23 protein-coding genes and 1 tRNA gene are annotated in these 25,154 nt (G+C 57.8%); 7 read left to right on the top strand and 17 right to left on the bottom strand.

The features are described from left to right. Positions 1 to 36: 36 nt before the first annotated feature. Positions 37 to 3,957: a phosphoribosylformylglycinamidine synthase gene (purL, locus tag E4T21_RS16245; RefSeq protein ID WP_149286040.1), complete on the bottom strand. Its 3,921-nt coding sequence runs from the start codon at positions 3,955 to 3,957 to the stop codon at positions 37 to 39. 159 nt (positions 3,958 to 4,116) lie between these two features. Here purL and mltF point away from each other — a divergent pair, with 159 nt between their 5' ends. Then, entirely contained in the window at positions 4,117 to 5,574 is a 1,458-nt protein-coding gene (gene mltF, locus E4T21_RS16250) for a membrane-bound lytic murein transglycosylase MltF (RefSeq protein WP_149286041.1), read from the top strand. Between the two features lie 115 nt (positions 5,575 to 5,689). Here mltF and tadA read toward each other — a convergent pair whose 3' ends face one another. Then, positions 5,690 to 6,190, bottom strand: coding sequence for a tRNA adenosine(34) deaminase TadA (gene tadA, locus E4T21_RS16255; RefSeq protein WP_149286042.1), 501 nt, complete (start codon positions 6,188 to 6,190; stop codon positions 5,690 to 5,692). 82 nt (positions 6,191 to 6,272) lie between these two features. On the opposite strand from tadA, the gene E4T21_RS16260 reads away from it, so the two are divergent. The 3 genes from E4T21_RS16260 (at position 6,273) to E4T21_RS16270 (ending at position 7,862) form a co-directional block, all read left to right on the top strand. Then, a complete protein-coding gene (locus E4T21_RS16260) occupies positions 6,273 to 7,082 on the top strand; it encodes an acyl-CoA thioesterase (RefSeq protein ID WP_149286043.1) in 810 nt (269 codons plus the stop codon). A 39-nt stretch (positions 7,083 to 7,121) separates the two neighbouring features. After that, positions 7,122 to 7,640, top strand: coding sequence for a GNAT family N-acetyltransferase (locus tag E4T21_RS16265; RefSeq protein WP_149286044.1), 519 nt, complete (start codon positions 7,122 to 7,124; stop codon positions 7,638 to 7,640). A 146-nt stretch (positions 7,641 to 7,786) separates the two neighbouring features. Then, a tRNA-Thr gene (locus E4T21_RS16270) sits at positions 7,787 to 7,862 on the top strand. A 119-nt stretch (positions 7,863 to 7,981) separates the two neighbouring features. Here E4T21_RS16270 and E4T21_RS16275 read toward each other — a convergent pair. From E4T21_RS16275 to E4T21_RS16290, 4 genes are all read right to left on the bottom strand, one after another. After that, positions 7,982 to 8,707, bottom strand: a complete 726-nt coding sequence (locus tag E4T21_RS16275) for a LecA/PA-IL family lectin (RefSeq protein ID WP_149286045.1) — start codon at positions 8,705 to 8,707, stop codon at positions 7,982 to 7,984. A gap of 422 nt (positions 8,708 to 9,129) precedes the next feature. Then, the gene (locus E4T21_RS16280) at positions 9,130 to 9,474 is read right to left on the bottom strand and encodes a carboxymuconolactone decarboxylase family protein (protein WP_149286046.1); all 345 of its coding nucleotides are present in this window, start codon (positions 9,472 to 9,474) and stop codon (positions 9,130 to 9,132) included. Further along, positions 9,467 to 10,090 (bottom strand): FMN-dependent NADH-azoreductase, encoded by a 624-nt coding sequence (locus E4T21_RS16285; protein WP_149286047.1) that lies wholly within the window; start codon positions 10,088 to 10,090, stop codon positions 9,467 to 9,469. The genes E4T21_RS16280 and E4T21_RS16285 overlap by 8 nt, the downstream gene beginning before the upstream one ends. A 27-nt stretch (positions 10,091 to 10,117) precedes the next feature. Further along, a complete protein-coding gene (locus E4T21_RS16290) occupies positions 10,118 to 10,609 on the bottom strand; it encodes a GNAT family N-acetyltransferase (protein WP_149286048.1) in 492 nt (163 codons plus the stop codon). A 109-nt stretch (positions 10,610 to 10,718) separates the two neighbouring features. On the opposite strand from E4T21_RS16290, the gene pdxR reads away from it, so the two are divergent. Further along, positions 10,719 to 12,134, top strand: coding sequence for a MocR-like pyridoxine biosynthesis transcription factor PdxR (gene pdxR, locus E4T21_RS16295; RefSeq protein ID WP_149286049.1), 1,416 nt, complete (start codon positions 10,719 to 10,721; stop codon positions 12,132 to 12,134). 68 nt (positions 12,135 to 12,202) lie between these two features. Here pdxR and E4T21_RS16300 read toward each other — a convergent pair whose 3' ends face one another. The 3 genes from E4T21_RS16300 to E4T21_RS16310 form a co-directional block, all read right to left on the bottom strand. Then, positions 12,203 to 12,928 (bottom strand): 2OG-Fe(II) oxygenase, encoded by a 726-nt coding sequence (locus E4T21_RS16300; RefSeq protein WP_149286050.1) that lies wholly within the window; start codon positions 12,926 to 12,928, stop codon positions 12,203 to 12,205. Further along, positions 12,925 to 13,995 (bottom strand): bifunctional DNA-binding transcriptional regulator/O6-methylguanine-DNA methyltransferase Ada, encoded by a 1,071-nt coding sequence (gene ada, locus E4T21_RS16305; protein ID WP_149286051.1) that lies wholly within the window; start codon positions 13,993 to 13,995, stop codon positions 12,925 to 12,927. Before ada ends, E4T21_RS16300 begins: the two co-directional genes overlap by 4 nt. A gap of 125 nt (positions 13,996 to 14,120) precedes the next feature. After that, positions 14,121 to 14,900 (bottom strand): YiiX/YebB-like N1pC/P60 family cysteine hydrolase, encoded by a 780-nt coding sequence (locus tag E4T21_RS16310; RefSeq protein ID WP_149286052.1) that lies wholly within the window; start codon positions 14,898 to 14,900, stop codon positions 14,121 to 14,123. A gap of 244 nt (positions 14,901 to 15,144) precedes the next feature. Between E4T21_RS16310 and E4T21_RS16315 the strand changes: the two genes are divergently transcribed. Continuing rightward, a complete protein-coding gene (locus E4T21_RS16315; RefSeq protein ID WP_149286053.1) occupies positions 15,145 to 15,780 on the top strand; it encodes a glutathione S-transferase family protein in 636 nt (211 codons plus the stop codon). A 210-nt stretch (positions 15,781 to 15,990) separates the two neighbouring features. Next, positions 15,991 to 16,698: a fumarylacetoacetate hydrolase family protein gene (locus E4T21_RS16320; protein ID WP_149286054.1), complete on the top strand. Its 708-nt coding sequence runs from the start codon at positions 15,991 to 15,993 to the stop codon at positions 16,696 to 16,698. Between the two features lie 113 nt (positions 16,699 to 16,811). On the opposite strand, the gene pcaG is transcribed toward E4T21_RS16320, so the two are convergent. From pcaG to E4T21_RS16360, 8 genes are all read right to left on the bottom strand, one after another. Further along, positions 16,812 to 17,444 (bottom strand): protocatechuate 3,4-dioxygenase subunit alpha, encoded by a 633-nt coding sequence (pcaG, locus tag E4T21_RS16325; RefSeq protein ID WP_149286055.1) that lies wholly within the window; start codon positions 17,442 to 17,444, stop codon positions 16,812 to 16,814. Positions 17,445 to 17,495: 51 nt separating this feature from the next. Next, the gene (gene pcaH / locus E4T21_RS16330) at positions 17,496 to 18,239 is read right to left on the bottom strand and encodes a protocatechuate 3,4-dioxygenase subunit beta (protein ID WP_149286056.1); all 744 of its coding nucleotides are present in this window, start codon (positions 18,237 to 18,239) and stop codon (positions 17,496 to 17,498) included. Positions 18,240 to 18,352: 113 nt separating this feature from the next. Continuing rightward, the gene (gene pcaQ, locus E4T21_RS16335; protein ID WP_149286057.1) at positions 18,353 to 19,285 is read right to left on the bottom strand and encodes a pca operon transcription factor PcaQ; all 933 of its coding nucleotides are present in this window, start codon (positions 19,283 to 19,285) and stop codon (positions 18,353 to 18,355) included. Positions 19,286 to 19,382: 97 nt separating this feature from the next. Then, positions 19,383 to 20,561, bottom strand: coding sequence for an alpha/beta fold hydrolase (locus tag E4T21_RS16340; RefSeq protein WP_149286058.1), 1,179 nt, complete (start codon positions 20,559 to 20,561; stop codon positions 19,383 to 19,385). Positions 20,562 to 20,658: 97 nt separating this feature from the next. Continuing rightward, a complete protein-coding gene (locus E4T21_RS16345; protein ID WP_149286059.1) occupies positions 20,659 to 21,981 on the bottom strand; it encodes a short-chain fatty acid transporter in 1,323 nt (440 codons plus the stop codon). A 147-nt stretch (positions 21,982 to 22,128) separates the two neighbouring features. Beyond that, complete coding sequence (gene pcaF / locus E4T21_RS16350) at positions 22,129 to 23,337, bottom strand: 3-oxoadipyl-CoA thiolase (protein ID WP_149286060.1); 1,209 nt, start codon at positions 23,335 to 23,337, stop codon at positions 22,129 to 22,131. 12 nt (positions 23,338 to 23,349) lie between these two features. Further along, the gene (locus E4T21_RS16355) at positions 23,350 to 24,123 is read right to left on the bottom strand and encodes a CoA-transferase subunit beta (RefSeq protein WP_149286061.1); all 774 of its coding nucleotides are present in this window, start codon (positions 24,121 to 24,123) and stop codon (positions 23,350 to 23,352) included. Then, complete coding sequence (locus tag E4T21_RS16360) at positions 24,123 to 24,953, bottom strand: CoA transferase subunit A (RefSeq protein ID WP_149286062.1); 831 nt, start codon at positions 24,951 to 24,953, stop codon at positions 24,123 to 24,125. Before E4T21_RS16360 ends, E4T21_RS16355 begins: the two co-directional genes overlap by 1 nt. Between the last annotated feature and the right edge of the window lie 201 nt (positions 24,954 to 25,154).

The following is a 25,154-nucleotide window of genomic DNA, read 5'->3' on the forward strand; positions in this document are numbered from 1 at the left end:
CGGCACTCGAGACTGATTCAGCAAGTCATCCGTTGCTTACCCCAGCCATACCCGGGCGTTGCGGAACAGCCTCATCCAGGCACCATCCTGGCTCCACTCAGCCGGGCGCCAGGAGTTGGTCACCGCACGCACGACACGCTCGGGGTGAGGCATCATGATGGTCACCCGGCCATCTGCCGTGGTCAAACCAGTGATACCGGATGGTGAACCGTTGGGGTTGGCCGGATAACGTGTAGTGGCCTGGCCATAGTTATCGACGTAGCGCAATGCGACCTGACCGGAGCCCTGGATGCTGCGCAAATGGGCGCTGTCACGGAATTCGGCACGCCCCTCGCCATGGGCAACAGCGATGGGCAAGCGAGAGCCTTCCATACCGGCCAACAGAATCGAAGGCGATTTCTCGACTTCGACCATGGCCACACGCGCCTCGAACTGTTCGGACTCATTGCGAACAAAGCGCGGCCACGCCTCTGTGCCCGGAATCAGCTCCTTGAGCTGGGACAGCATCTGACACCCGTTACACACTCCCAGAGCAAAGCTGTCATCGCGGCCGAAGAAGCCAGCAAACTGTTCGCGGGCACGCCCGTTGAACAGCACTGACTTGGCCCAGCCACCGCCAGCCCCCAGCACATCGCCGTAAGAGAAACCACCACAGGCGGCCACCCCCTTGAAGTCCTCCAGGGACACACGGCCACTAAGGATATCGCTCATGTGCACATCCACGGCTTCGAAGCCAGCCTTGTCGAAGGCCCAAGCCATTTCCAGATGGCCGTTGACGCCCTGCTCACGCAGGATGGCTGCACGTGGACGCGTCACATTGATGAAGGGCGCTGCGATATCTTCATCCACATCGAAAGTCGTGGTCACGGACAGGCCAGGATCACGTGCATCGAGCAGATTATCAAACTCATTCTTGGCACATTCGGAATTGTCACGCAGTGCCTGCATGCGGTAGCTGGTCTCAGCCCAGCTACGCTGCATCAGCTGGCGAGTCGTCTCAAGCAGCGGCTCTTCGAACAGCGTGATACGGATCTGGTCGTCATAACGCGGGCGAGCGATGACGCCGCACGTTTCGATACCTGCCGCCGCGAACTGAGCCAGTACTTCCTCCGTATGCGCGCGATTGACCTGAATCACGGCACCCAGCTCTTCACTGAACAGCGCACTGGAAGCCCTGGAAGGTTCGTCGACCAGCCAGTCGAGCTTGATCTCGAGACCTGCGTGGGCAGCAAAGGCCATTTCCAGCAAGGTGACAATCAAACCGCCATCGCTGCGGTCGTGATAGGCCAGTATCTTGCCATCAGCATTGAGGCCCTGGATCACACTGAAGAACGCCTTGAGATCTTCAGGATCGTCCAGGTCCGGGCATTCATTGCCTACCTGGCCGTAAACCTGAGCCAATGCCGAACCACCCAGACGATTCTGGCCGGCTCCCAGGTCAATCAACAGCAGATCGCTTTCATCCTGCTCCAGGGAAATCTGCGGCGTCAGCGTGCGCATGGCATCCACCACCGGAGCAAAGCCGGTGATGTTCAACGTCAGCGGTGATGTCACTGACTTGTCTTCGCCTTCCTCCTGCCATGCGGTACGCATGGACATGGAGTCCTTGCCTACCGGCACAGCAATGCCCAGCGCCGGGCACAGTTCCATGCCCACGGCATGCACGGCATCGTACAAGGCCTGATTCTCGCCGGGATGATCGGCTGCACTCATCCAGTTGGCCGACATCTTGATATCGCCCAGCTTGGCAATCGGTGCCGCCGCCATGTTGGTAATGGCCTCGGCAACGGCCAGACGGGCACTGGCCGCAGGATCGATCAATGCGACAGGGCTACGCTCCCCCATCGCCATGGCTTCACCCGCATGGGTATCGAAACTGGCGGTGGTAACGGCGACGTCAGCGACCGGTACCTGCCAGGGGCCGACCATCTGATCCCGGGCGACCATGCCAGTAATCGAGCGGTCACCGATGGTAATCAAGAAACTCTTCGAGGCCACGGTGGGCAGCTTCAACACACGATCCAACGCCTCTCGCAGATCAAGGTTGTCCAGTTCCACACCGGGCAGCTCCAGGGTCTCGCGCTGGAATTCGCGGGTCATCTTGGGCGGTTTGCCGAACAGCACGCTCATCGGCAGGTCAACGGGCTGTGTGTCGAAGTGACCATCGGCCACTGTCAGATGATGAGCCTGCTGAGCCTCGCCGACCACGGCATAGGGACAACGCTCACGCTTGCACAGGGCATCGAACAGTTCGAGATTGTCTGGAGCCACCGCCAGCACATAGCGCTCCTGTGCCTCGTTGCACCAGATTTCCAACGGGCTCATGCCCGGCTCGGCATTGGGGACATCGCGCAGCTGGAACAGACCTCCACGGTCTCCATCCTTGACCAGTTCCGGCAGAGCGTTGGACAAGCCACCTGCCCCCACGTCATGAATGAAGCAAATGGGGTTCTGCTCTCCCAGCGACCAGCAACGGTCGATGACTTCCTGGGCCCGACGTTCGATCTCGGGGTTGTCGCGCTGCACCGAAGCAAAATCAAGATCGGCACTGGAGGAACCTGATGCCATGGAAGACGCAGCACCGCCACCCAGGCCGATAAGCATGGCCGGGCCGCCCATCACGATCAGCTTGCCGCCGACGGGGATCTCGCCCTTGGCCACGTGTTCCTGGCGAATGTTGCCGTAGCCACCCGCCACCATGACCGGCTTATGGTAACCGCGACGCTCGATGCCATTGGCCCCCAGGGCATCCTGCTCATAGGTACGCAAGAAGCCCGTCAGGTTGGGGCGGCCAAATTCGTTGTTGAACGCGGCACCCCCGATGGGACCTTCCAGCATGATGTCCAGGGCGCTGACGATGCGCTCTGGCTTGCCGTAGTCGAAAGCTTCCCAGGGCTGGACGAACTCGGGGATACGCAGGTTGGAGACGGTAAAACCCGTCAGGCCAGCCTTGGGCTTGCCGCCGATACCGGTAGCGCCCTCATCGCGAATCTCACCGCCTGCCCCGGTGGCGGCACCGGGGTGAGGTGCGATCGCCGTCGGATGGTTGTGCGTCTCGACCTTGGTCAGGATATGGATCGGTTCGACTTCTCCACCATAGGTGGCCCGTTCCCCCTCCTTGCCCGTCAGCGGAACAGCAAAGAAGCGCCGTGCGTCACTACCTTCGATCACAGCAGCATTATCGCTGTAGGCAGAAAGAATACCGTCAGGAGAAGCTTCGAAGGTGTTCTTGATCATCTTGAACAGCGAATGAGTCTGCGGCTCCCCGTCGATCAACCAATCGGCATTGAAGATCTTGTGGCGGCAATGTTCGGAGTTGGCCTGGGCGAACATCATCAGTTCAATGTCAGTCGGGTTACGGCCCAGTTCCCCGAAGGCATCGACCAGATAATCGATTTCATCATCGGCCAGGGCCAGCCCCAGCTCGACATTGGCCGCTTCCAGCGCCTTGCGCCCGCCTTCGAGAATGTCCACCTTGCCCAGAGGCGCTGGCTCATGGTGGGCAAACAGCTGGGCAGCATCAGAGGCATCACCAAGTACTGCCTCGGTCATGCGGTCATGCAGTCCAGCAACAATGGCCTCGAAGTGGCTTTCCTTCAGGGTTCCTCTGAGCGCGATGCGATAGGCGATACCACGCTCCAGCCGCCTGATCTGGGTCAATCCACAGTTATGGGCAATATCGGTAGCCTTGGAGGACCAGGGCGATTGGGTACCAATACGCGGAACCACCAATACCGCCAGCCCGTCCGTCAGCCGCTCTTCTGCATAGCTGGGACCATAGTCCAGGAGCTGTTCGAGCAGAGCATGCTCCGCAGGGCCAAGATCGCCTTCAACATCCACGAAATGTACATATTCAGCGTACAGTTCGGTGATCTCGGGAACGGATGCACGCAGGGTGGCCAGCAGCTTGGCATGACGGAAGGCAGAAAGGGCGGGCGCACCACGCAGTTGGAGCATATCCTGGAGCCTCTGAAAATCGACGAGAAGATGATGTGCCACAGCGGGCCTTATAGAGGGCAGTATGATACTGGAAAGCGGCAGATCGATAAATCGTCCGAGTGACAGTTCGTCGCACTGTGGGTAAGGTGACGGCTCAATAACCATGAACACGCCGATATGACCGATGGCTTTCACCGCCCTCGCCGCCGGGGCGTATTACTGTTGGCGGGCCTCGGCCTGGCCTTGTGGCCAGTCGATCCCACGCCTCCCCCCGGTGCGGCCTTGGAGGGCGTGAAGTCCCGTGATTTCCTGACTGTTCATACTCGCAATACGCCCTTGACCTATTACGAAGGACGTCTGGGGCCGACAGGTTTCGAGTATGAGCTGGTACGCCGTTTTGCTGACTATCTTGGCGTTAGCCTGACCCTGGAAGATGACCACAATGTCTCCAGTGTATTGGCTTCCGTACGCGAACAAGGTGACCTGGGGGCAGCCGCCCTGCCGCTGGATCCCGCCACTCCAGGCGTCATCTATACCCAGCCGGTGATGCTGATGCAGCCCATTGTGGTCTACCGGCGTGGCCTGCATCCCCCGCGCACTCCCGCCGATCTGGTCGGTCTGCAGATTGGCACCCTCAAGGGCACCGGCATCAGCCGAGTCATGCATGAACTGCAGGACAGTGTCCCCGAACTCAGTTGGAAAGAAGCAACCGATCTCGAGATTGCTTCTCTGCTGAAGCGCGTGGAAGACGGCAGCCTCGATGCCGCCGTGGTATTCGAACATCAGTTCCGCCTCAACCGCCTGTTCTTTCCTGAAGTCGAAGATGGCTTCAAGGTTGGCGAAAAAGTGGCCATGGCCTGGGCCCTGCCCGACAACCAGGGTATGGGGCTGATTGATGCCGCCAATGAGTTTCTCGTCACACTGCGCGCCAGCGGCAAGCTGGATATGTTGATCGATCGCTACTTTGGTCATGACGATTACCTGGAATACGTCGGCGCCAGGACCTTCATCCAGCATGTCCATGGCCGCTTGCCACGCTACGAGGAACTGTTCCGTGAAGCGGCACGACGGGAGAATTTCGACTGGAAGCTGCTGGCAGCAGTGGCGTATCAGGAATCGCACTGGAAACCCGATGCTACCTCTCCGACCGGTGTCCGCGGCATGATGATGCTGACCAACGCCACCGCCGAAGAAATGAATATCTCCAATCGCCTCGATCCGGCGGAAAGTATTGAGGGTGGCGCTCGCTATCTGCGCAGCATCGAGCAACGCCTGCCGGAGGAAATCACCGGAAATGACCGCCTGTACATGACCCTGGCCGCCTACAACGTGGGCCTGGGGCACCTCTACGACGCGCGCAAGATCGTCTCCATGCTAGGCCGGGATCCCGACCGCTGGGATGACATCCGCGACGCCTTGCCGCTGCTGCAGGAAAGCAAGTGGTACGAAAGAACGCGCCATGGTTATGCCCGTGGCAGCGAACCGGTCATCTATGTGCGCAATATCCAGCGTTATCTGGAAATACTCGATTACGTGGACCACAACCAGCAGCAGTTCCATCAGCTCAATGCGCGCCTGCCCGATGACAACGACAATGCACTGTTTCAGATCGTGCCGCCGAAGTCCAAGGGCTGAATGTCAGGACGGATAGAGAAGCCTGTTCAGGCCTGGAGTACACTGGCTGCCAACGCGCGACACGGCCTTCTTCTCTTTATTATTGGCTTTATTATTGGCTTTGTTATTCGCCCTCTTATTTGCCGTGATTTCGCGTATCGCCTTCCGCATCACCCGTTGAACCTTCACGACGCATGGCAAAGAACGCCTTGAGCAAACGTGACGCCTGGGTGGCAAGCACGCCGCCCTCCACTTCGACCCGATGAAAATACCAGGGTTGAGCGAATAGATTGGCCTTGGACTCGACCATGCCACTGCGTGGCTCCGCAGCGCCATAGACAACCCGCCTTACACGCGCATGGATGATCGCTCCCGTACACATCAGGCAGGGCTCCAGCGTTACATACAAGGTGCAGCCTTCCAGGCGATAGTTTCCGATGCGGGCGCCTGCATCGCGCAGCGCCTGGACTTCTGCATGAGCGCTGGGATCATGATTGGCCACGGGCGCATTGAATCCCCGTCCGATGATCTCACCATCAGCATTGACCACCACCGCACCTACCGGGACTTCTCCGGCATCGGCCGCCTGATGGGCGAGCTCTAGCGCCCGGTGCATGTAGAATTCATCGCTGCGCAAGATCATCGACTCCCGTAGAATGACTAAAACGACCGTATGACAGCCGGTCAAAACCTCACCGGCAAGGAAGGAGGATACCCGAATGTCGCAGCCCTTGACGGCTCTCGTCGATCTGCTCGGTCTGGAAAAACTGGAAGAGAACCTGTTCCGTGGCTACAGCCAGGACCTCGGGCTTCCCCAGCTGTTCGGCGGCCAGGCGCTCGGCCAGTCGATCTCCGCCGCCAGCCAGACCGTCGACACATCACGCAAGGTGCATTCCATGCACGCTTATTTTCTGCGCCCAGGTGACGCCCAGATGCCAGTGATGTACCAGGTCGACCGCGTCCGCGATGGTGGCAGCTTCACCACTCGCCGGGTCACTGCCATCCAGAAAGGCCGCCCGATCTTTTTCTGTAGTGCCTCTTTCCATGCCGAGGAGGATAGCATCAGCCACCAGCAGTCCATGCCGGCAGTGCCAACTCCCGAGGAACTCGATGGCAGCTCGCAGCTCATCCGCTTTCCCGGTCACCCGATTGAGTTCCTGCACCTGGAAGATTCCCCTGAGCCCGCACGAAAACGCTTGTGGTTTCGGCTAAAGGGAGAGCTTCCCGATGATCAGGCTCTGCACCGCTATCTGCTGGCCTACAGCTCCGACTTCAATCTGCTGACCACAGCACTGGTACCCCATGGGATCAATTTTCGCAGCCCCGAGATCCAGATTGCCAGCCTCGATCATGCTCTGTGGTTCCATCGCGATGTCACCGTCAACGACTGGCTACTGTACGACATGGAAAGCCCCTGGGCGGGTAGTGCCCGCGGCCTGGCACGGGGCAGCATCTACAATCGCCAAGGGCAGCTGGTTGCCTCCGTTGCGCAGGAAGGCCTCACTCGTCTGCGCCAGCAACAGACCTGAGATCAAGCGTGCCGATACCAAGCCATCAGGAGAACATGCGTGAACCTCCACATTCGCCCAGAATCTGCCGATGATCGCCAAGCCATTTCACGCCTGACCCAGCGTGCCTTTGAGCATGCTCCGCATGCCAGTCATACTGAGCACTTGATCGTTGATGCGCTACTGCTTTCTGTTTCCCTGGTCGCCACCAGGGATGACGAGGACGAGATAGTGGGACACGTCGCTCTTTCCCCGATCATGCTGTCCTCAGCACCTCCTGGATCAACGGCAGCCACTGGCTGGTATGGGCTGGGGCCGATTTCCGTGTCTCCTGAATGCCAGGGCCAAGGCATCGGTTCTCAACTCATGCAAGCGGCACTGCAGCATCTGGAAAAGACGGAAGCCAGCGGCTGCGTATTGCTAGGCGATCCCGCCTTCTATTCTCGCTTCGGTTTTCGCCCGCGCGATGAGCTGGTGCTTCCCGGCGTGCCCCCGGAATATTTCCAGGCCATTTGCCTGCGGGGAGACTGGCCCCGGGGCATCGTCAGCTTTCACCCAGCCTTCGATATCAGCCTCTAACCCTGGCAGACACCGGACAGGACCTTGAACTTGCGCCGTATCGAGGCTTGTATCAATTCCAAGCAGAAGGCTGATGTATCAGGCTTGGCGAAGGTTGGGACGAGTCACTATGCTGCGAAGCAGGTAGGCAACGCAGACATAGCATTGCCGGCATAGCTCAGTTGGTAGAGCAGCGCATTCGTAATGCGAAAGTCGGAGGTTCGACTCCTCTTGTCGGCACCAGAATTTATTTCCCAGACATTAAACTGATACAGCACCTTACCGAAAAAGTAAGGTGCTGTATGTGTTGTCCAACTTAGTATGTGTTGTCCAACTTAAGACTTATTACCGATATTTCTTTGTTATGCTCGTTTCACATCCATGTGGATGGAAAACTCCCCTCTATTATCGGCATGTGAACCAGGCTCATCATTCACAATAAATGAGACTTCTCCATCCTCCGGAACAACAAATTCAGACAGCTCTTTTCCTACAGGATAGTAAGTACCAGCTATTTTCATCACTACTGATGCGAGCTGCGCAGGAGGGAATATGGCATTTTTGCTCGATCCACGCATTGACCCATCGGGTCCTAATTCCTTGCCTTCTTGGGATATATGAATCCCTCCACTGGCCCTGATACTAATAACGTCACCCTTCTTCACGGCCATATTTGTTTCAACGCCATCTACACTATTTCCTGGCAGGACCCCATCCCAGGTTTCGGCATTAGACTGCGAGGCTTCAGCATAGACTTCGACATCAAACTCCCCAGAATTATCTGAGAAAGTTCCAGGTCTATCATTGAATAAAAATGAAATTTCACCAGCCTCAGGAACTTCCCAACGATAGAGATAATTTCCAACCGAGTATTTCGTGCCATTTATTACTGCGACCAGGGTAGCAATGGATTCAGGCAGGTCACTTCTACCTGCCGCTCCCTGAGGAGCTGCCCATGCATGCTCACTGCTTGCATACTTGACCCATCCGTTGGCCAGAATAGTGATGACGTCTCCCTTGCTCACCTTGACTCCGCTTGAAATTCCATTTTCTGCTGCGGCGCTAACATTTCCTGACCATAATTTCATGACAATTCCTCCAGATCCATCTGTCGATAAAGAAAACCCTCACACCTTCGGCATCTTGCCAAATAGGGTTTCCAATATTAAATTCCAATAATCTCTTGAGATAAATGTTATGTATAACATTTATACACTCACATATGTTGCAGGACAAAATCTAGCAGTAAACGTGAAATCTTATGTTATTTGTTTACACTTTTTTGTGCATGGATGTTGGTTAATCAAGGCGTGGTGTGATCATGATTTCATAAACCATGATAATACCGCCATATTTAGACAAACTGTTTAATATTATTTCTTGTCTCAGGCATTCATTCCCTGGCATCATCAATTACCACACACCTCCTGAACTTCAGTGTCGCACCCGCTGCGGGGCTCAGGAGGGTTGCGGGGCTCAGGAGGGTTGATGCCAGGCATTGGCCACGGCATCAGGTCATCTCGACAGGTGAGTGCGTGTCAGGAGCCTGGGTTTCAGATATTCGCGTCACTGCTTCGGCCCAAGCAAGTGCTGCACGTTCGCGGGCACTGTAGAGTTCGCTTACCTGCCAGCCAGCCAAGCTGTCCAGCTTGTGTGTCTCTTCACCTAGTTCGCGCAGTGTCGCTGCATGGTTCTGCAGGCAGAACGCGCAGCCATTGATCTGGGAAACGCGAAGGTAGATCAGTTCAACCAACCTGCGACCAAGACTGCTCTGATCCAGGCTGCGATATGCACTCAGCAGGTTTTCATAGGCTACCGGCGAGAGTTCTCCATAGGGAAGACGAGTATTACTCATGAGATTCTCCTGTAACGGACATCAAGGATGTTGCGTATTGATTCATCTGCTGCCGCGCCTGACTCGAAGCCGCATGACGAGCGTCATCGCCCTGGGCCAGGCCTTGCATGGCGATAAACTCCACTGAATGAATACCGATGGTCGATAGAACGTGGCGTAAATAGGGCGTTAGAAAGTCAGGCTGCATCGACATTTCCCCCTGGAAGATTCCACCGGCACTGACAAAGACGAACGTCGGGCGATCCCGTAGCAGGCCCTGCTTGCCCTGTGCTGTGGCGCGAAAACTACGATGAATGCGTACTACATGATCGATCCACAGCTTCAAAGCCGCTGGCACAGTGAAGTTGTGCATCGGCGTGGCGATGAGCAAGTAATCGCAGTGCTCGAGTTCGGCTATCAGGTTTTCGGAAATATTGAAGTGCGGGCTGGTATCTGGAGCCGATGTAACGATGGCATCGGCATAGTTGGCATCGATGGGCGGCAATGGCTCGCTAGCCAGGTCTCGTATCACCAATTGGGCTTGTGGATCCAGGCGAGCGGCATACTCCATGGCCAACCTGCTGCCCTGTGATGCTGTCCCATGAGGGCTGCATGCCAATAACAAAATGCTGTTCACGAAGGTACACCTCTCATTACCGTCCCGTTATCGTCCCGCTTCTTCTGACGTCTCTGTGGCGAGAGACAGACTGAAGTGCATGCCAGTAGCAAGCAGCCCCTGTCGGTAGTAGAAGCGCTGTGCCAGTGCATTACCCAATCCAGTATCCAGCACGACTCGCCGGCACCGATGCAAGTGAGCCACTTTCTGGATCTCTCCCAGCAAGGCAGCACCAATGCCATGACTTCGCTTGTCCGCTCGCGTCACCAGATCATCAACATAGAGAAAACGGCCATACATCAGGTTTTCCTGTAGCCGGTATCCCGCCAGCCCCACTGCTTCCCCACCTTCCCAGGCTGCCAGCAGCCGATAGTTCTGCTCGGCCTGGCGTGTCACCTGGTCGACAAAATCCTCGGCATGCGTCAGATGGGGGCGAAGCTCACGCATGAGAGCAAAGCAGGCACGTAACGTCTGAGGGCTGTCGGCATGCTGCAATATGGGTGCCTGCAGTGTATCGGAAGGTTGAATGGGTGAGTGCATAGAAGTCTCCTCATGAATTAATGACTACTCTATGCAGAAGATGGCCTATGCAATAGGTACAAAAACCGCCCAATCAAATGGGACAAGAAAGCCGAATGGGACAAGAAGAATGACGGATGTCTCGCCACCTGACCGAACGTTGGATACTCCTCTTTATTTACAGCTGTACCAGCGTTTCCAGGAAGCGATCCGCACGGGACGCTTGAAACCGGGAGATCGCGTGCCAGCCATTCGCAATCTGGCAAGTGAGCTCAACCTGGCAAGAGGTACGGTGGAGACCGCCTATCAATTGCTGATCAGCGAAGGCTATCTGGAACCTCGCGGACCAGCAGGCACCGTGGTGTCACCACGTCTGGACGCCGCTAATATTCTCATCCATCACTCCCGGAGCACCACTGTGCCCAGTGCCCAGGCATCCCAAGAGACCAGGCCAGGTTCTACGATCCTGCCCTTCCAGCTTGGTCTCCCTGCCCTGGATGCCTTCCCCCACGCACTATGGCGACGCCTGACGACCCGGCGGCTGCGAGAGCTCCGAGCGGACGACCTGAACTATCCCGATCCGCTTGGCTATCGCCCGTTACGCGAACACCTTTCTGCCTACCTGGGTATCTCGCGAGGTATTCACTGCGCTCCAGAGCAGCTATTCATCACGGCAGGATACAAGGGAGCCCTCAGCATGATCTGCCACTGCCTGATGGAGCATGACGACCAGGTCTGGTTCGAAGACCCTGGCTACCATCTTGCACGCCGCCAGTTGGAGCACGCGGGAGCAAGGCTAATTCCCGTGCCGGTAGATGAGCATGGCCTTGACGTGGACCATGGACAGCACTGCGCGCCTCAAGCCAGGTTTGCTGTCGTCACCCCATCTCACCAGAGCCCGCTCGGCAACGCTCTCTCCCTGCCTCGGCGCTTGGAACTGTTGAACTGGGCAGCCAGGGCCGAGAGCTGGATCATCGAGGATGATTATGACAGTGAGTATCACTACGAAGGCCATCCACTGCCGGCACTGAAGAGTCTCGACCAGCAACAGCGAGTGCTCTACATCGGCTCCTTCAGCAAGGTGCTGTTCCCAGGGCTCAGGCTTGGCTATCTGGTGGTTCCCGAGTCTCTGGTGGAAACGTTTCAACTGGCCTGCCACACCACATTCGGTGGCAGCCCGTGGCTATCTCAGGCCATCGTCAGTGACTTGATGCATGAAGGGCACTTCTCTCGCCATTTGAAAAAAATGCGCAGTCTCTACGCCCAGCGTCGAGCGGTTACGGCTGAAGCATTGCGCGAGTGCTTCGGCGAACGCTTGGAGATCAAGTTGAAAGCAGGTGGCATGCATCTTCTAGCCGAGCTGCCCTTGGCAACAGATGACGCTGCCATTGCAGCCCGAGTGCAGGCAGGCGGCCTGGCCGTGCAACCTCTGTCCCATTGGTGCATCGACGCCCAATGCTCTCCAGGGTTGCTGCTGGGTTTCACTAATGTCGCCAGCCGCGAGGAGGCGGGACAGCTAGCCAGAAAATTGGCAACACTGGTCTAGTGGCAGATCAATGCCACCGGAACCCAGTGTGTCCCTTCTTTACCACGGCAATCACCTTGGCATGGCACCTATCTGGCGTCATGAAAGATGATCCCCAGCGTATGGCGCTGGCCGCTTCGGACGGTACTGACGCCATGACGCATGTTGACGCGGTAGTCTCCGCGGGAGCCGCGAACCGGACGCTGATGGACTGCCAGGACGACGGCATCGCCCTGGCGCAAGGGCACTACCTCTACGCGACTTTGCATTCGGGGGCGCTGTTCTGTCAGCACGAACTCACCTCCGGTAAAATCCTGTTCGGGCTCGGAGAGCAGAAAGGCCATCTGCAGTGGGAAGGCCAGCTCGCCGTACAGGTCCTGATGCAGGCAGTTGAAGTCACCCTCGCCATATTGCAATAGCAGAGGTGTTGGACGGGTCTGTCCTTGTGTATGGCATTTACGCAGGAAAGCCTCCAGCGTGGCGGGATAGCGAGTATCGATGCCCATGCGCTCATTCCAGCGATTCGCGACTACCGCCAGGGGTGCATAAAGTCTTGCTCGCAGCTCCGCAATCAGATCCGGCAGAGGGTAGCTGAAATAGCGATATTCACCCCTGCCGAACCCGTGTCGGTTCATGTGGATATGGGCACGGAAGGCATCCTCTCGCACATAAAGCGCAGCAAGGTCGCGGCACTCGGCAGCCGTCAGAACATGGGGCAGGATGGCATAGCCATGCTCATCCAGTGCTGCCCCGACAGATGACCAGTCATGGCACGCCAGGCGATCCTGCAGCCCTGTGATGATTGCCATATTCATTCCCGCGCCTCCTTCTCCAGCAAAGCGCATTTGCGTGGCACGCCCCAGCGATATCCCGACAGGCTGCCATCGGCGCGCACAACCCGATGACAGGGAATAGCCACGGCAATCCTGTTGGCAGCGCAAGCTGCCGCCACCGCACGAACCGCACGAGGAGCGCCGATACGGCTGGCGATATCGCTGTAGCTGGCCGTCTGGCCGACGGGTATCTCGCGCAGGGCCTGCCAGACGCGAATCTGGAATGTCGTGCCTTGGATATCGAGCGGTAAATCCAGTCCGATCCGGGGCGCTTCGATAAAACCGACGACTTTCGCGATCAGGCTGGCAAAACCTGAATCGTCACCGATCAGATGCGCCAGGGGAAAGCGGTCCTGCAATTCACGCACCAGGGCGTCAGGATCATCGCCAAGGCTGATCGCGCAGATGCCCCTGTTGCTTTGCGCAACCAGAATGGCGCCCAGGGTGCATTGCCCTACCGCGAAGCGAATCTCGGCGTCTTTGCCCCCCTTCCTGTAAGCCGATGGTGGCATGCCAAGCATGTCGGAAGACTGCTCGTAAAAACGACTGCTCGCATTGAAACCAGCAGCATTGATGGCATCTGTAACGCTAGGGGAACCGGGCAATTCGGCGCGAACACGCCCGGCTCTATGTGCCGACGCATAGGCTCGGGGGGTCACCCCGGTAATCGCCTTGAACTGACGGTGAAAGTAATGCGGGCTCATGCCGACCCTTGCGGCCAGATCGTCGAGATGAAGCATCTCGTCGGCCTGCTCGATGATACGGCAGGCCTCAGCAACGATGGCGGCATTCGCCTCGGCCGAAGACTGGCCCTTGGGGTGACAGCGCAGGCAAGCCCGGAACCCTGCCGCTTCAGCGTCCTCTGCTGAACGATAAAAGGTCACGTTGTGGGGTTTTGCCCGGCGCGAAGGACAGGAAGGACGGCAATAAACACCCGAAGTCTTTACGCCGTAGACAAACTCCCCGTCGCTGGCCGGATCACGGGCAAGAACGCATTTCCAGCGCGGATCGCGCTCGGTTTCAGTGACGCTTTCTGTTACCTGTTTCATCGCTTACGTCCTGCTTCTCGGATGTCACATGAGAATAGGGGGTGTTGCTACTGGCCTCTTCCCGATACTTGCTTTCAAATCCCGCTCCCCTTATGACAGGAAATGCAGCTTGCGCTTTCTTGTCCTTAATCACACTCAGCATCCCCCGACCTGGAAAGAAGGGAAGGTTCTCCTCCCCAGATAAGCTGACGATGATCGAAATTGACATCGAGTGTCGGCTTGATGATCAGAAAATAGGGCGAGACATCGAAATCGCGAGGGACGAAATAGGAAAAGTGCCGAGGATAGAGCACTTCGAACTCCTGGTGCCCAGGGCTCAACGATTGCGCCGCTGCAATACGCGGCAGGATCGGGTAGCGGATTGACTGGAATGCCTCGGCAATCAAGGTCGAGCAAATCGCTCGAGTGGGGTCACCGCTACCGAGCGCCAGCATCTTTCTGCGCCAACGTACCGGCACCGGCGGAGTAGGCATCAGATAGCGCACCAGATCGATGATATTGCGCAAATCGTAGCAGCTACCCAAACGTTGAGCAGCATAGTCGATCAGTGCCTGACGCTCCTCTGGTACGAGCCCGACAGGACGACAGATACGGCAATGTTGCCCAGCGTAGCTCTCCAGACCAACACGACGCACACCATCATTGATATCGGCCTCGATCAGGCCGTAAGGGCCACCTCCGGACTCTTCGTATGCATTGCCCACATACAGCGCGGCATGAGACCAGGTAGATTGCGTCAGATACTTGATTGCCGTACTGATACGGGTATTGCCATCGATCAGCAGGACATCGCCAGGCTTCATGCAGGCCCTCAGATGCTCGATCTCAACGGGAGCCTGTATGCTTGCTGACTTGAGAGGATGGCTGAGATAACGACTCAACCACTTTCCGATACCTTCCAGCATATCGCCTCCTCACAGCCCGAATGCCTGGGCTCGTATGGTTGAGTCGAGCAAAAGGAAAAATACTTTCGTGCCCGGTCTTGTGGCTCCAACCTTCCATGGCAGGCCTGCAATGCGCCTGCCATGGCAAAACAGCTATGCTCTCTGATGTTCAAACATTCTGGCGACGATTCCCAGCTCTTTGCGCCAGCAGATCGTGAGATGCCTTAGACCAGCGCCACATCCCATCGCAGGAGAACATGACACCATGGCCAACAAGCCTGTCCTTTACGGTTTCGACGGATCGACCTATGTGCGCACTGTACGCATGGTGCTCGTCGACAAGAATATCGACTACGATCAGATCCCGGTACACGTACTCAAGGGCGAGCCCCGTGAGCCCGAACATCTTGCCCGCCACCCCTTCGGCAAGGTCCCGGTCATGGATATCGATGGTGTGCGGATTCGCGAGACAGATGCCATCTGTCGTTATCTTGACGATACCCGACCAGGTCCGTCGCCGGTCCCGCATACCGCCAAGGATCGCGCGCGGATGACGGAAATCATGAACCTGACCGAAAGCTATGGGTACAACGCCTTGCTGGGGGCTGCCGGTTACCATCTCTTCCCTGATTTTCTGGGGAATCCCGATGAATCCGTGCGCGATGCCTGTGTCCGGGACGGCGAGACATTCCTGAAACTGCTGATGGAAATCAAGGCATCCAGCCGTTGGCTGGCCGGAGATGCGCCAACGCTGGCTGACTATTATCTGGCGCCCATCCTCTTCTATGTTGCGATGACCCCAGAGGCCGACCATCTGATCGGTGTCGACGGGGTATCAGACTGGTGGGGGGCGATGCAGCAGGTCAAAAGCTACAAGGCAACAGAACCCGACCTTGGCTGACTGTTTTGGCTGACTGTTTTGGCTGACTGTTTTGGCTGACTGTTTTGGCTGACTGTTTTGGCTGACTGTTTTGGCTGACTGTTTTGGCTGACAGAGCTTTAGCTAAGTAGCGTGCTAAGATCTTACGTTCGCCGTGTCAAAAAAGAACAGATCACAAGCATCTATCATCCCCAATCCATCTCTATATCTATCACAACAAGGAACCCGTTCATGGTCGATTATGTTTTTGCCCCCCACCCCATTGCCAGCGTTGCCATTGAAGGAGATGACAAGCAATTCCCGGTGCGTCGCATCTTCTGCGTAGGGCGTAACTACGAGGCTCACGCCAGGGAAATGGGACGTGACCCAAGCCGTGAACCGCCTTTCTTCTTCACCAAGCCTGCCGATGCCCTGGTTCCCGACGGCAGCGAAGTCCCCTACCCTCCCCAGACCAAGAACTTCCAGTACGAAATGGAACTGGTCGTTGCCATCGCCAAGGACGGTTTCGAGATCCCGGTCGAAGATGCACACGACTACATCTATGGCTATGCCGTCGGCAACGACCTGACACGCCGCGACCTGCAGGCAGAAGCCAAGGAGCTCGGGCGGCCCTGGGATTGGGGTAAAGGGTTCGATGCCTCTGTGGTCATCTCGCCGATCAAGAAGGCCAGTGAGATTGGCCATCCCTCCAGTGGCCGCATCTGGCTGGCAGTGAACGATGAAATCAAGCAGGACCAGGATATTGCCGACTTGATCTGGAGCATTCCGGAAGTCATCTCCATCCTGTCGCAATCCATGCGCATTCGCGCTGGGGACCTGATCTACACCGGCACACCTGCCGGCGTTGGGGCACTTCAGGTAGGCGACCGCATCAGCGGCGGTGTCGATGGTGTTGGCAGCCACACCATGACTATCGTAGCGCCCAAGGCTGGCATATGAGCAATCCCCGGAAAGGTGTCTTCAAGGCACCTTTCCGGGGACTTTAATCACACAGGCCCTGCTACTGCAGGGCCTGTGTGAAACTTCACAAGAGCGTGATCCGGAAGCCAGCATCAGAAATCAAAAAATACCGTCTCACCTTCCCCCTGCAGACGTATATCAAGGCGATAGCGCACCTTGCCATCGACTTCTTCGCGCTTGGCGATCAGGGTCTGGCGACGTGCCGGTGACTCAATGGCATTGAGCACCGGACAAGCGGCATTGGCTTCAGCTTCGTCCTCGAAGTAGAGGCGTGTCTGCAAGTGAATATTGATGCCCCTGGCGAAGATGGCCAGATTGATGTGCGGGGCCATCACTCGGCCATTGGAAAGCGCCACGGCACCTGGCTTCACCGTGATCAATGACCACTCGCTATCCCCTTCTGCGGTCGTCGCCGTACGCCCGAAACTATTGAACGGCTTGTGCTGATCGTACTCCGGCTGATACTCGCCATGAGCATCGGTCTGCCAGGCTTCGAGCAGTGCATCACGCACCAGGTCACCATTGCCATCGATCACCTTGCCGATGACCTCGATATGCTCACCTTCGGCTTCGGGCCTGGCCATCTGGTTCCACAGCTCTTCATCACGCTTGGGCAAGCCGGCCACATGCAAGGCCAGACCGATATGTACATAGGGCCCAGCAGTCTGTGACGCTGTCTCGCGCAGCATCAGCTCACTGCAGGATACGGAATTCGGCTGTTGCATTGTCTTTGTCTCCATTCAGATTCTCAAACCTGTCACTGGTTTTCGAACCTGTCACTGGTTTTCGAAATAGGTCTGCAGTTCACCGCGCACCACGATATCGAAGCGGTAGGCCAGACTATCCATCGGACGGCTGCGCGCCATATCGAGCCGGGCAGTCATGGTCTCGACGGCTTCCTGATCGTTGAGCGTCTGCACAATGGGACAAAGCGGGATCAGCGGATCTCCTTCGAAATACATCTGCGTGATCAAGCGGGTGGAGATCGCCGGTCCCATCACGGAAACGTGAATATGCGCCGGGCGCCAGGTGTTGATGCCATTACCCCAGGGATAAGGGCCAGGCTTGATGGTACGGAAACGATACCAACCATCTTCATCCGTCAGGCAGCGCCCCACTCCACCGAAATTGGGATCCAGCGGCGCCAGATAGGCATCTTTCTTGTGGCGATAGCGGCCGCCGGCGTTGGCCTGCCACATCTCCACCAAGGTATGCGGGACAGGCTTGCCGAACTGATCGAGCACACGGCCGAACATGATGATGCGCTCGCCCACCGGCAAGCCGGGCTTCTCGGCATCGCGATGGTTGAGCAACAGATCATTGTCATGCGGCCCCATACGCAACTTGCGAAAATCGGGCCCCATCAGCTCGGACGCCGTCGGGTTCCACAGGCTCACCAGTGCCTGGCTGGGGGAGCGGGCCACGGAAGTCTTGTAGCCAGGAGCATATGCAGGGGGGTGCCAGTCGCGGTCGCGCTCCACATAGCGCTTGTTCAGTGCGCGCTTGTTATTATCTTGCATAGCAATTTATCTCTGAATGGAAAGCATAGAGGTACATCTTTGCCAGTGTGGCGCCCGCCAGGGCCAGTGCCAATTGACGTCTTCACCACCTCTCATAACCTATGGGTTATACCTCAATCTGCCGCCACCTCACGCAGGGTTTCGCAGAAGGCTTCCAGAGCCAGGCATGACTGCAGGCTGGCGTTGCGACACAACCCGACCGAGCCGCCCTGCTGCTCTATCGCCAGGTCAAGTTCGCACAATTCTCCTCGCCCTATCGCCTCCACGACGGCTTCTTCAGGCGCCACCCAGATGGCGTCGCTGCCTTGGGTATAACCGCGGCTGATGGAGAGTGACAGGGTCTCCAGCAAGCGGGATGGCAGGGTCATTGCCTGACGCACACAAAAGCTGTCGAGTTGCTGACGCAGTGTCGTCTGGGGCGGTGGCACCACCCACGGATAGACACTCAGGTCCTCAGCCACAAGTGGCGACACTCCTGCCAATGGATGCCCGGCTCGCACCACCAGCAGCAAGCGTTCGTAATAGAGATGCTCGAAGGCCAGATCCTGAATCTCGCGGGCCTCGGTCATGCGCCCGACGACAACATCCAGATCTCCACGGCGCAGCCGTGATAACAGAAAGGCACTGGATCCTGTTACTACATTGACCCCGACTTCAGCGAACCTGCCCTGGCCGTCATCGCTGCCCTTGGCATGCCAACGGCGCAATGCCTCTGGCAGCAGGCGGCTTTCCACCGTGGACAGCGCACCGACTCTCAGCCAGCGCGCACTTCGCTCCTCTTCACCCAGAGCCCCGACGCCTTCTTCCAGCGCCCGCATGGCAGGCCCGGCATGGCGCAACAAGGTCAGGCCGGCCTGGGTCAGTGCCACTCCCCGGGCCGTGCGCTCGAACAGGCTGGTACCCAGAATGTCCTCCAGCTCGCGAATCGCCTTGGACATGCCGGGTTGAGTGATGGACAAGCGCTCGGCAGCCCGAGCAAAGCTGCGCTGTCGGGCCACTTCAAGAAAGGCCTGCAAGTGACGCAGCTTGATACGCGCATTGAGCATTCGAGCCTCTCTGTCATTTGTCTGGGCGGTTACCCCTGCCTGCCCAATTTCTTTTTTACCAGCCCAGCTTCTTCTTTTACCGACCCAGTTTCTTCTTTTACCAACCCAGTTTCTTGGCCAGGGCAAAGGCATGGTTGGCAGCGGGGACTCCGGCATAGATGGCGACATGCATCAATACCTGACGCAGTTCTGCCTCACTCAGGCCGATGCGCTTGGCCGTCTTGAGATGAAGTTCCAGCTCTTCCCGCCCCAGGGCCGCCAGAATCGCGGTGGTGATCATACTGCGTTCGCGACGGCTGATGTCATCGTTGCTCCACAGCTCCCCCCAGGCCAGGCGGGTGATCATCTGCTGGAACGGTGCATCCAGGCTGGTGGCGTTGTGGCTGGCACGCTCCACATGCTCGGCACCCAGCACCTGCTTGCGTGTTTCCAGCCCGGTGTCATAACTCACGCCATGCTGGCCGACGTCTTCCAGCGCTGGGGACAGGATCGCCAGCAGCTTCTCGGCAAACAGCGCAGGCACTTCGACGGAAGGCACATGGCCGACACCTTCAAGAATTTCCACCGCGGCTCCAGCACACTCGGCAGACAGCGTTTCCAGCGCCTCCGGCGGTGTCGCCAGGTCTTCGCTGCCACCAAAGAGATGCACCTTCACTTGTTCACTGGCAGTTGCCAGCTTGCCAACAAAAGAGTGGCTACCCAGCATTTCGCAAAGACGGGCATAGGACTCATCATCGCCAAGCCCCATCTGCGTCATCCAGCCGGTCTTGAGTGCCGGATTGGCCTCGAAACAGGCAGCGGCAAACCAGCGCGGTACAATCTCACTGGACATCGCACCCAGGCCTTCCGTACGCACCCGCCCGGCACGCGTCGTCCACAGCTCACTGGTACCGATCACCGCGCCAGTGTTGGTCAAGGTGGCAGAGAGCAGACGTCCGCCATGTTCCGCCACCAGTTGCTGCCCTACCACGCCACCGATGGAAGTACCGACGAAGTGGAAACTCCCACCTCCGGCCACCTGATCCACCAGGGCCAGCACGTCATCGGCAAGGACCGCTGGCGTAATGGGGCCCGCCTGATCCGGCCAGGCCTGACTGACACCATGCCCAGGCAGGTCCCAGGTCAGCACACGATAACGCGGCAACAGTGCGGGGAGTACGTCATCCCATACGGCCTGGCTCATTCCCAGCGGATGAGCCATCACCACCAGAGGATTGGCTGCAGCGCCGAGCAGGCGATAGGCCACGTTACGACCATTGATCGTCACAAATGCCATGATTTTCTCCGTTTCCTATGACGAATGATTCAACTATCGTGTGTTTTCCAAGAACTGGCGTTTATTCAAGAACTGCGTGTTATCCAAGAACCGCGTGTTATCCAAAAACCGAAAGCGCAACAAAAGTCCCGGCAATCGCCACCCCTGAAATCAATAGCCACACCAGGCAGTAGCCCATGATGTCGCGGGCCGCGAGGCCAGCAACGCCAAGCAAGGGTAGCGCCCAGAACGGCTGAATCTGGTTGGTCCAGCCATCCCCCCAGGTAAACGCCATGATCGTCTGGGCCGGGTCAGCGCCAATGGCTGCCGCCGCCTCCATCATGATAGGTCCCTGAATCGCCCACTGGCCGCCGCCAGAAGGGATGAAGAAGTTGACCAGTCCCGCGGAGAAGAACGTCAGCAGCGGGAAAGTGGCTGGCGTGGCCACTGAAATGATGGCCTCCGAAAATGCCGTGACCATGCCCGAGTTGGTCATCATGCCAGCGATACCGGCATACAGCGGAAACTGCACGATGATGCCTCGTGCCGCACCGATGGCACGCTCGACAGCCTGAAGGTATTGCGCAGGATTCTTGTGCAGCAGAAGACCCAGCGCCAGGAAGATCAGAATCACCGTGTTGAGGTTGATGCTGAAACTGCCTTCGAGCCACTGACCACCAAGAAACGCTGCGATCAGCAAGCCGAGAAACAGGGTCGGCAGGCGGCTGTGCTCGACGCGATCGGAAGGAGTCATTGGCCGGTCGTCATGACTTGCCTGTCCAGACAAGGGTTTCTCTGCACTGCCCTTGAACTGGATGATGTTCTTCGGCTGTTTCTGCAGCAGGTAGAAGACCAGCAGCAAGACCAGCAGAGACGCCGTCAACGCAACGTTCCACCAGGCGTAGAGCGTCTCGGTCACTGGCACGATGCCGATGGCATCTTCAAGGAAATGCTCCGGTGTCGCGATGACCAGCGGAATCGATGACGAAGGTCCACGAATCAGCTCGCCACCATAAGCGGCAGCAACGATAAAAGGAAAGTGCAGGCCTATGACCCTGCGCCCCATCTCGCGGGCAAGAATGGCGCCTACCACCATGCCGAAGGCCCAGTTGAGGTAATAGCATACGAAGCTGACGACAATGGTCAGAACCAATGCCTGGCGCGGAGTGCTGGCTCTCTGAGTCAGACTGTTCAGCCAGCCCTGAACCAGGGGAGTCAACGCCAGCACATAGCCTGTCAGCAGCACCAGTGTCATCTGCATGCCGAAGGTGAACAGCGAAGAAAACCCCTTGCCCCAATAGGACGCCATGTCCAGCGGCGATGTACCCGTCGTGGTGATACCCAGCACAAACACAATGAAAGTCAGTATCACCGCCAGCACAAAGGCACTGGGCAGATAACGCTGAACAAAGCGTACCGACAAGTTGATTGCTGCATCCATAAGCCAACCGCCCCTTGTTTTGTTTATAAATCTGTTTTGTTTATAAATCGAAAGGCTTATTTTCCGCCGCCTTATATAAAAACCACCCAGCAAGGCCGAAGGCCTTGCTGGGTAGTTGCCCTGTCAGCGATGACAAGGGCGTCTCGCTCAGGCTCGCTCGATCAAGGTGGCGATGCCCTGCCCGACACCGACACACATGGTGCACAGTGCATAACGCTTGCCGGTTTTCTGCAGCTCGTGTGCTGCGGTCATCAGCAAACGCGCCCCGGACATGCCCAGCGGATGCCCCAGTGCAATTGCGCCACCATTGGGATTGACCCGGGGGTCATTGTCGGCGAGGCCAAGATCCCGCATGCAGGCCAGGGCCTGAGCCGCAAAGGCCTCATTGAGTTCGATGACATCGATCTCGTCCAGGCCGACGCCGGTACGTTCGAGCAGGCGGCGCACCGCGGGTACTGGTCCGTACCCCATGATGCGCGGCTCGACCCCTGCCGTAGCCATGCCAAGAATCCTGGCCATGGGCTTGAGCCCATGCTGGCGCACCGCGGCTTCGCTGGCCACCAGCATGGCCGCGGCGCCATCATTGACCCCAGAGGCATTACCCGCAGTGACACTGCCATTCTCACTGGCAAAAGGTGCCGGCAACTTGGCCAGCTTTTCGGCACTGGTACCCGGGCGCGGGTGCTCGTCAGTATCGAAGATCAGGGGATCCTGCTTGCGGCGCGGAACCTCGATGGCCACGATCTCTTCGGCAAAACGGCCAGCCTGCTGGGCCTTGTCTGCCTTGTCCTGGGAGCGGGCGGCAAAGGCGTCCTGATCCTGGCGCGAGATATTGAACTGCTGGGCCACGTTCTCGGCGGTCTCGGGCATGGAGTCCACCCCGTAGGCCTTCTTCATCGCCGGATTGATGAACCGCCAGCCAATCGTCGTGTCTTCGATCTTCTGCCCACGCGAGAACGCGCTATCCGCCTTGCCCATCACGTAGGGAGCACGCGACATGGACTCCACACCACCCGCCAGGGCCAGGTCCATTTCTCCAGCCTTGATCGCCCGGAAGGCCGTACCGACCGCATCCATGCCAGAACCACACAGGCGATTCATGGTAGTGCCGGGTACCGAGGTCGGAATCCCTGCCAGCAAGGCTGACATGCGCGCGACATTACGATTGTCTTCACCGGCCTGGTTGGCACAGCCCATGAAGACTTCCTCGATGGCAGCCGGATCGAGCTCCGGCGCTTCAGCCAGCACCGCCTTGAAGATATCGGCCGCCAGATCATCGGGGCGCACGCTGGCCAGGGTGCCGCCGAAGCGGCCGATGGCACTGCGGCGCGGATGACAAAGGTAGACATCCGTCATGTTCAATTCTCCCTATTTGCCTGCATGAGCGCGCGCAGTGCGTGCCTTCAGTTCACGTAATACTTCCAGCTCACGTTCGCTGGGCTCTGGCGTTGTCTCCAGTTCAGCCGCAAAGCGAATTTCCCAGCCGGTCGCTTCCTGGACCTGCTCGCGGGTCACTCCCGGGTGCAGGGAGACCACGGTCAGTTCGTGATCGTCAGGATCCGGCTTCATCACGCAAAGGTCGGTGATCACGCGGGTCGGGCCCTGGCCGATATTGGGCACGTTGTCACGTCCCTTGCCATCACGCCCAAAGCCCAGGGTAGTGATGAAGTCCACATCCTTGACGAAGGCGCGTGGGGAATGCTTCAGGGTGATGAACACTTCGCCGGCATTGGTGGCAATCTCAGGAGCACCGCCGCCCCCAGGCAAGCGCACCTTGGGCGCTTGATAGTCGCCGATCAACGTCGTGTTCAGGTTGCAGTAGCGGTCGATCTGGGCTGTGCCGAGAAAGCCCACATCGACCTTTCCGCCCTGCAGCCAATAACGGAACATCTCCGGTACGGATACCGTGGTCAGGGCCGATTCACACAGCTCGCCATCACCAATCGAAAGCGGCAACACATCAGGCTTAGTCTGCAACGTGCCAGATTCATAGATCAGGGTGACCTGCGGAGCATGGGTCAGGCGAGCCAGGTTGGCGGCTTCACTGGGCAGGCCGATGCCCACGAAACAAGCCATGCCATTCTTAAGCGCCCGGGCAGCGGTGACGGTCATCATCTCCGCGGAGGTATATTCGAGGCTCATCAGGCTTTCTCCCCTGCGTTCATGACATTTTCTTCAATCCACTTGGTGAAGGCTTCGCGGTCACGGGCGATGCCATCCCACTCCTTGTAGAAAGCGTTATCGCGCGGATAGTAGCCATGGGCATACGAGGGCAGAGAACCCTTTTCCGCCACGGCGACGGCGTCGATGGCCCATCCCGGAATGATGCAGGCATTGGGGTGATAGCCCGGCTCCTTGGTCAGGTCCTCGACAATCTCTTCCACGGTGACGATGGATTTTCTGGCGGCCAGTATGGCTTCCTTCTGCACCCCGATGATGCCTTCGACCAGCACATTGCCAGCACGATCGGCCTTCTGGGCATGCACAATGGAGACATCCGGACGCACAGAAGGCACTGCCGCCAGCCGCTCACCGGTGAAGGGGCACTCGATGAACTTGATCTGGTCATTGACGTTGGGCAGCTCACTGCCCACGTAGCCACGCAGCACGGCCAAGGGCAGGCCGGCAGCACCCGCCTCGAAGGCGCAGGCCATGGCGGCATGACTGTGCTCGAGAATCTCGATCTTGTTCGGCCAGCCCTTCTCTACGGCATCACGCAAGCGATGCAGGGACCCGACACCAGGGTTTCCTCCCCAGGAAAAGATCACCTTCTTGACGCAACCGGCACCGATCATCTGGTCATAGACCAGGTCCGGCGTCATGCGGATGAGTGTCAGATCACGCTTGCCCTGACGAATGACTTCATGACCCGCAGCGAAAGGAATCAGGTGGGTAAAGCCTTCCATGGCAACGGTAGCGCCATCCTCGACATAGCGTGCTACAGCGTCATGCAGGCTGAGAAATTCGGCCATGACTGCTCCTCAGGTTGTGACCGCCAGCACTCCCCGGGAGTCCCAGCGTTCTTGTTCGTATCAACGTGCTTGTATCAACGTGCTTGTATCAAAGTGCTCTCTGCAATTTGTTCACACATCTTGTTCGTATAACGAACTTATGTATTGCAATACGAACACAATATTCCTGAAGCAGGATGTCGTCAAACATCCAATACGGTT

Source organism: Halomonas binhaiensis (assembly GCF_008329985.2).
GTDB classification, from domain to species: Bacteria; Pseudomonadota; Gammaproteobacteria; order Pseudomonadales; family Halomonadaceae; genus Halomonas; species Halomonas binhaiensis.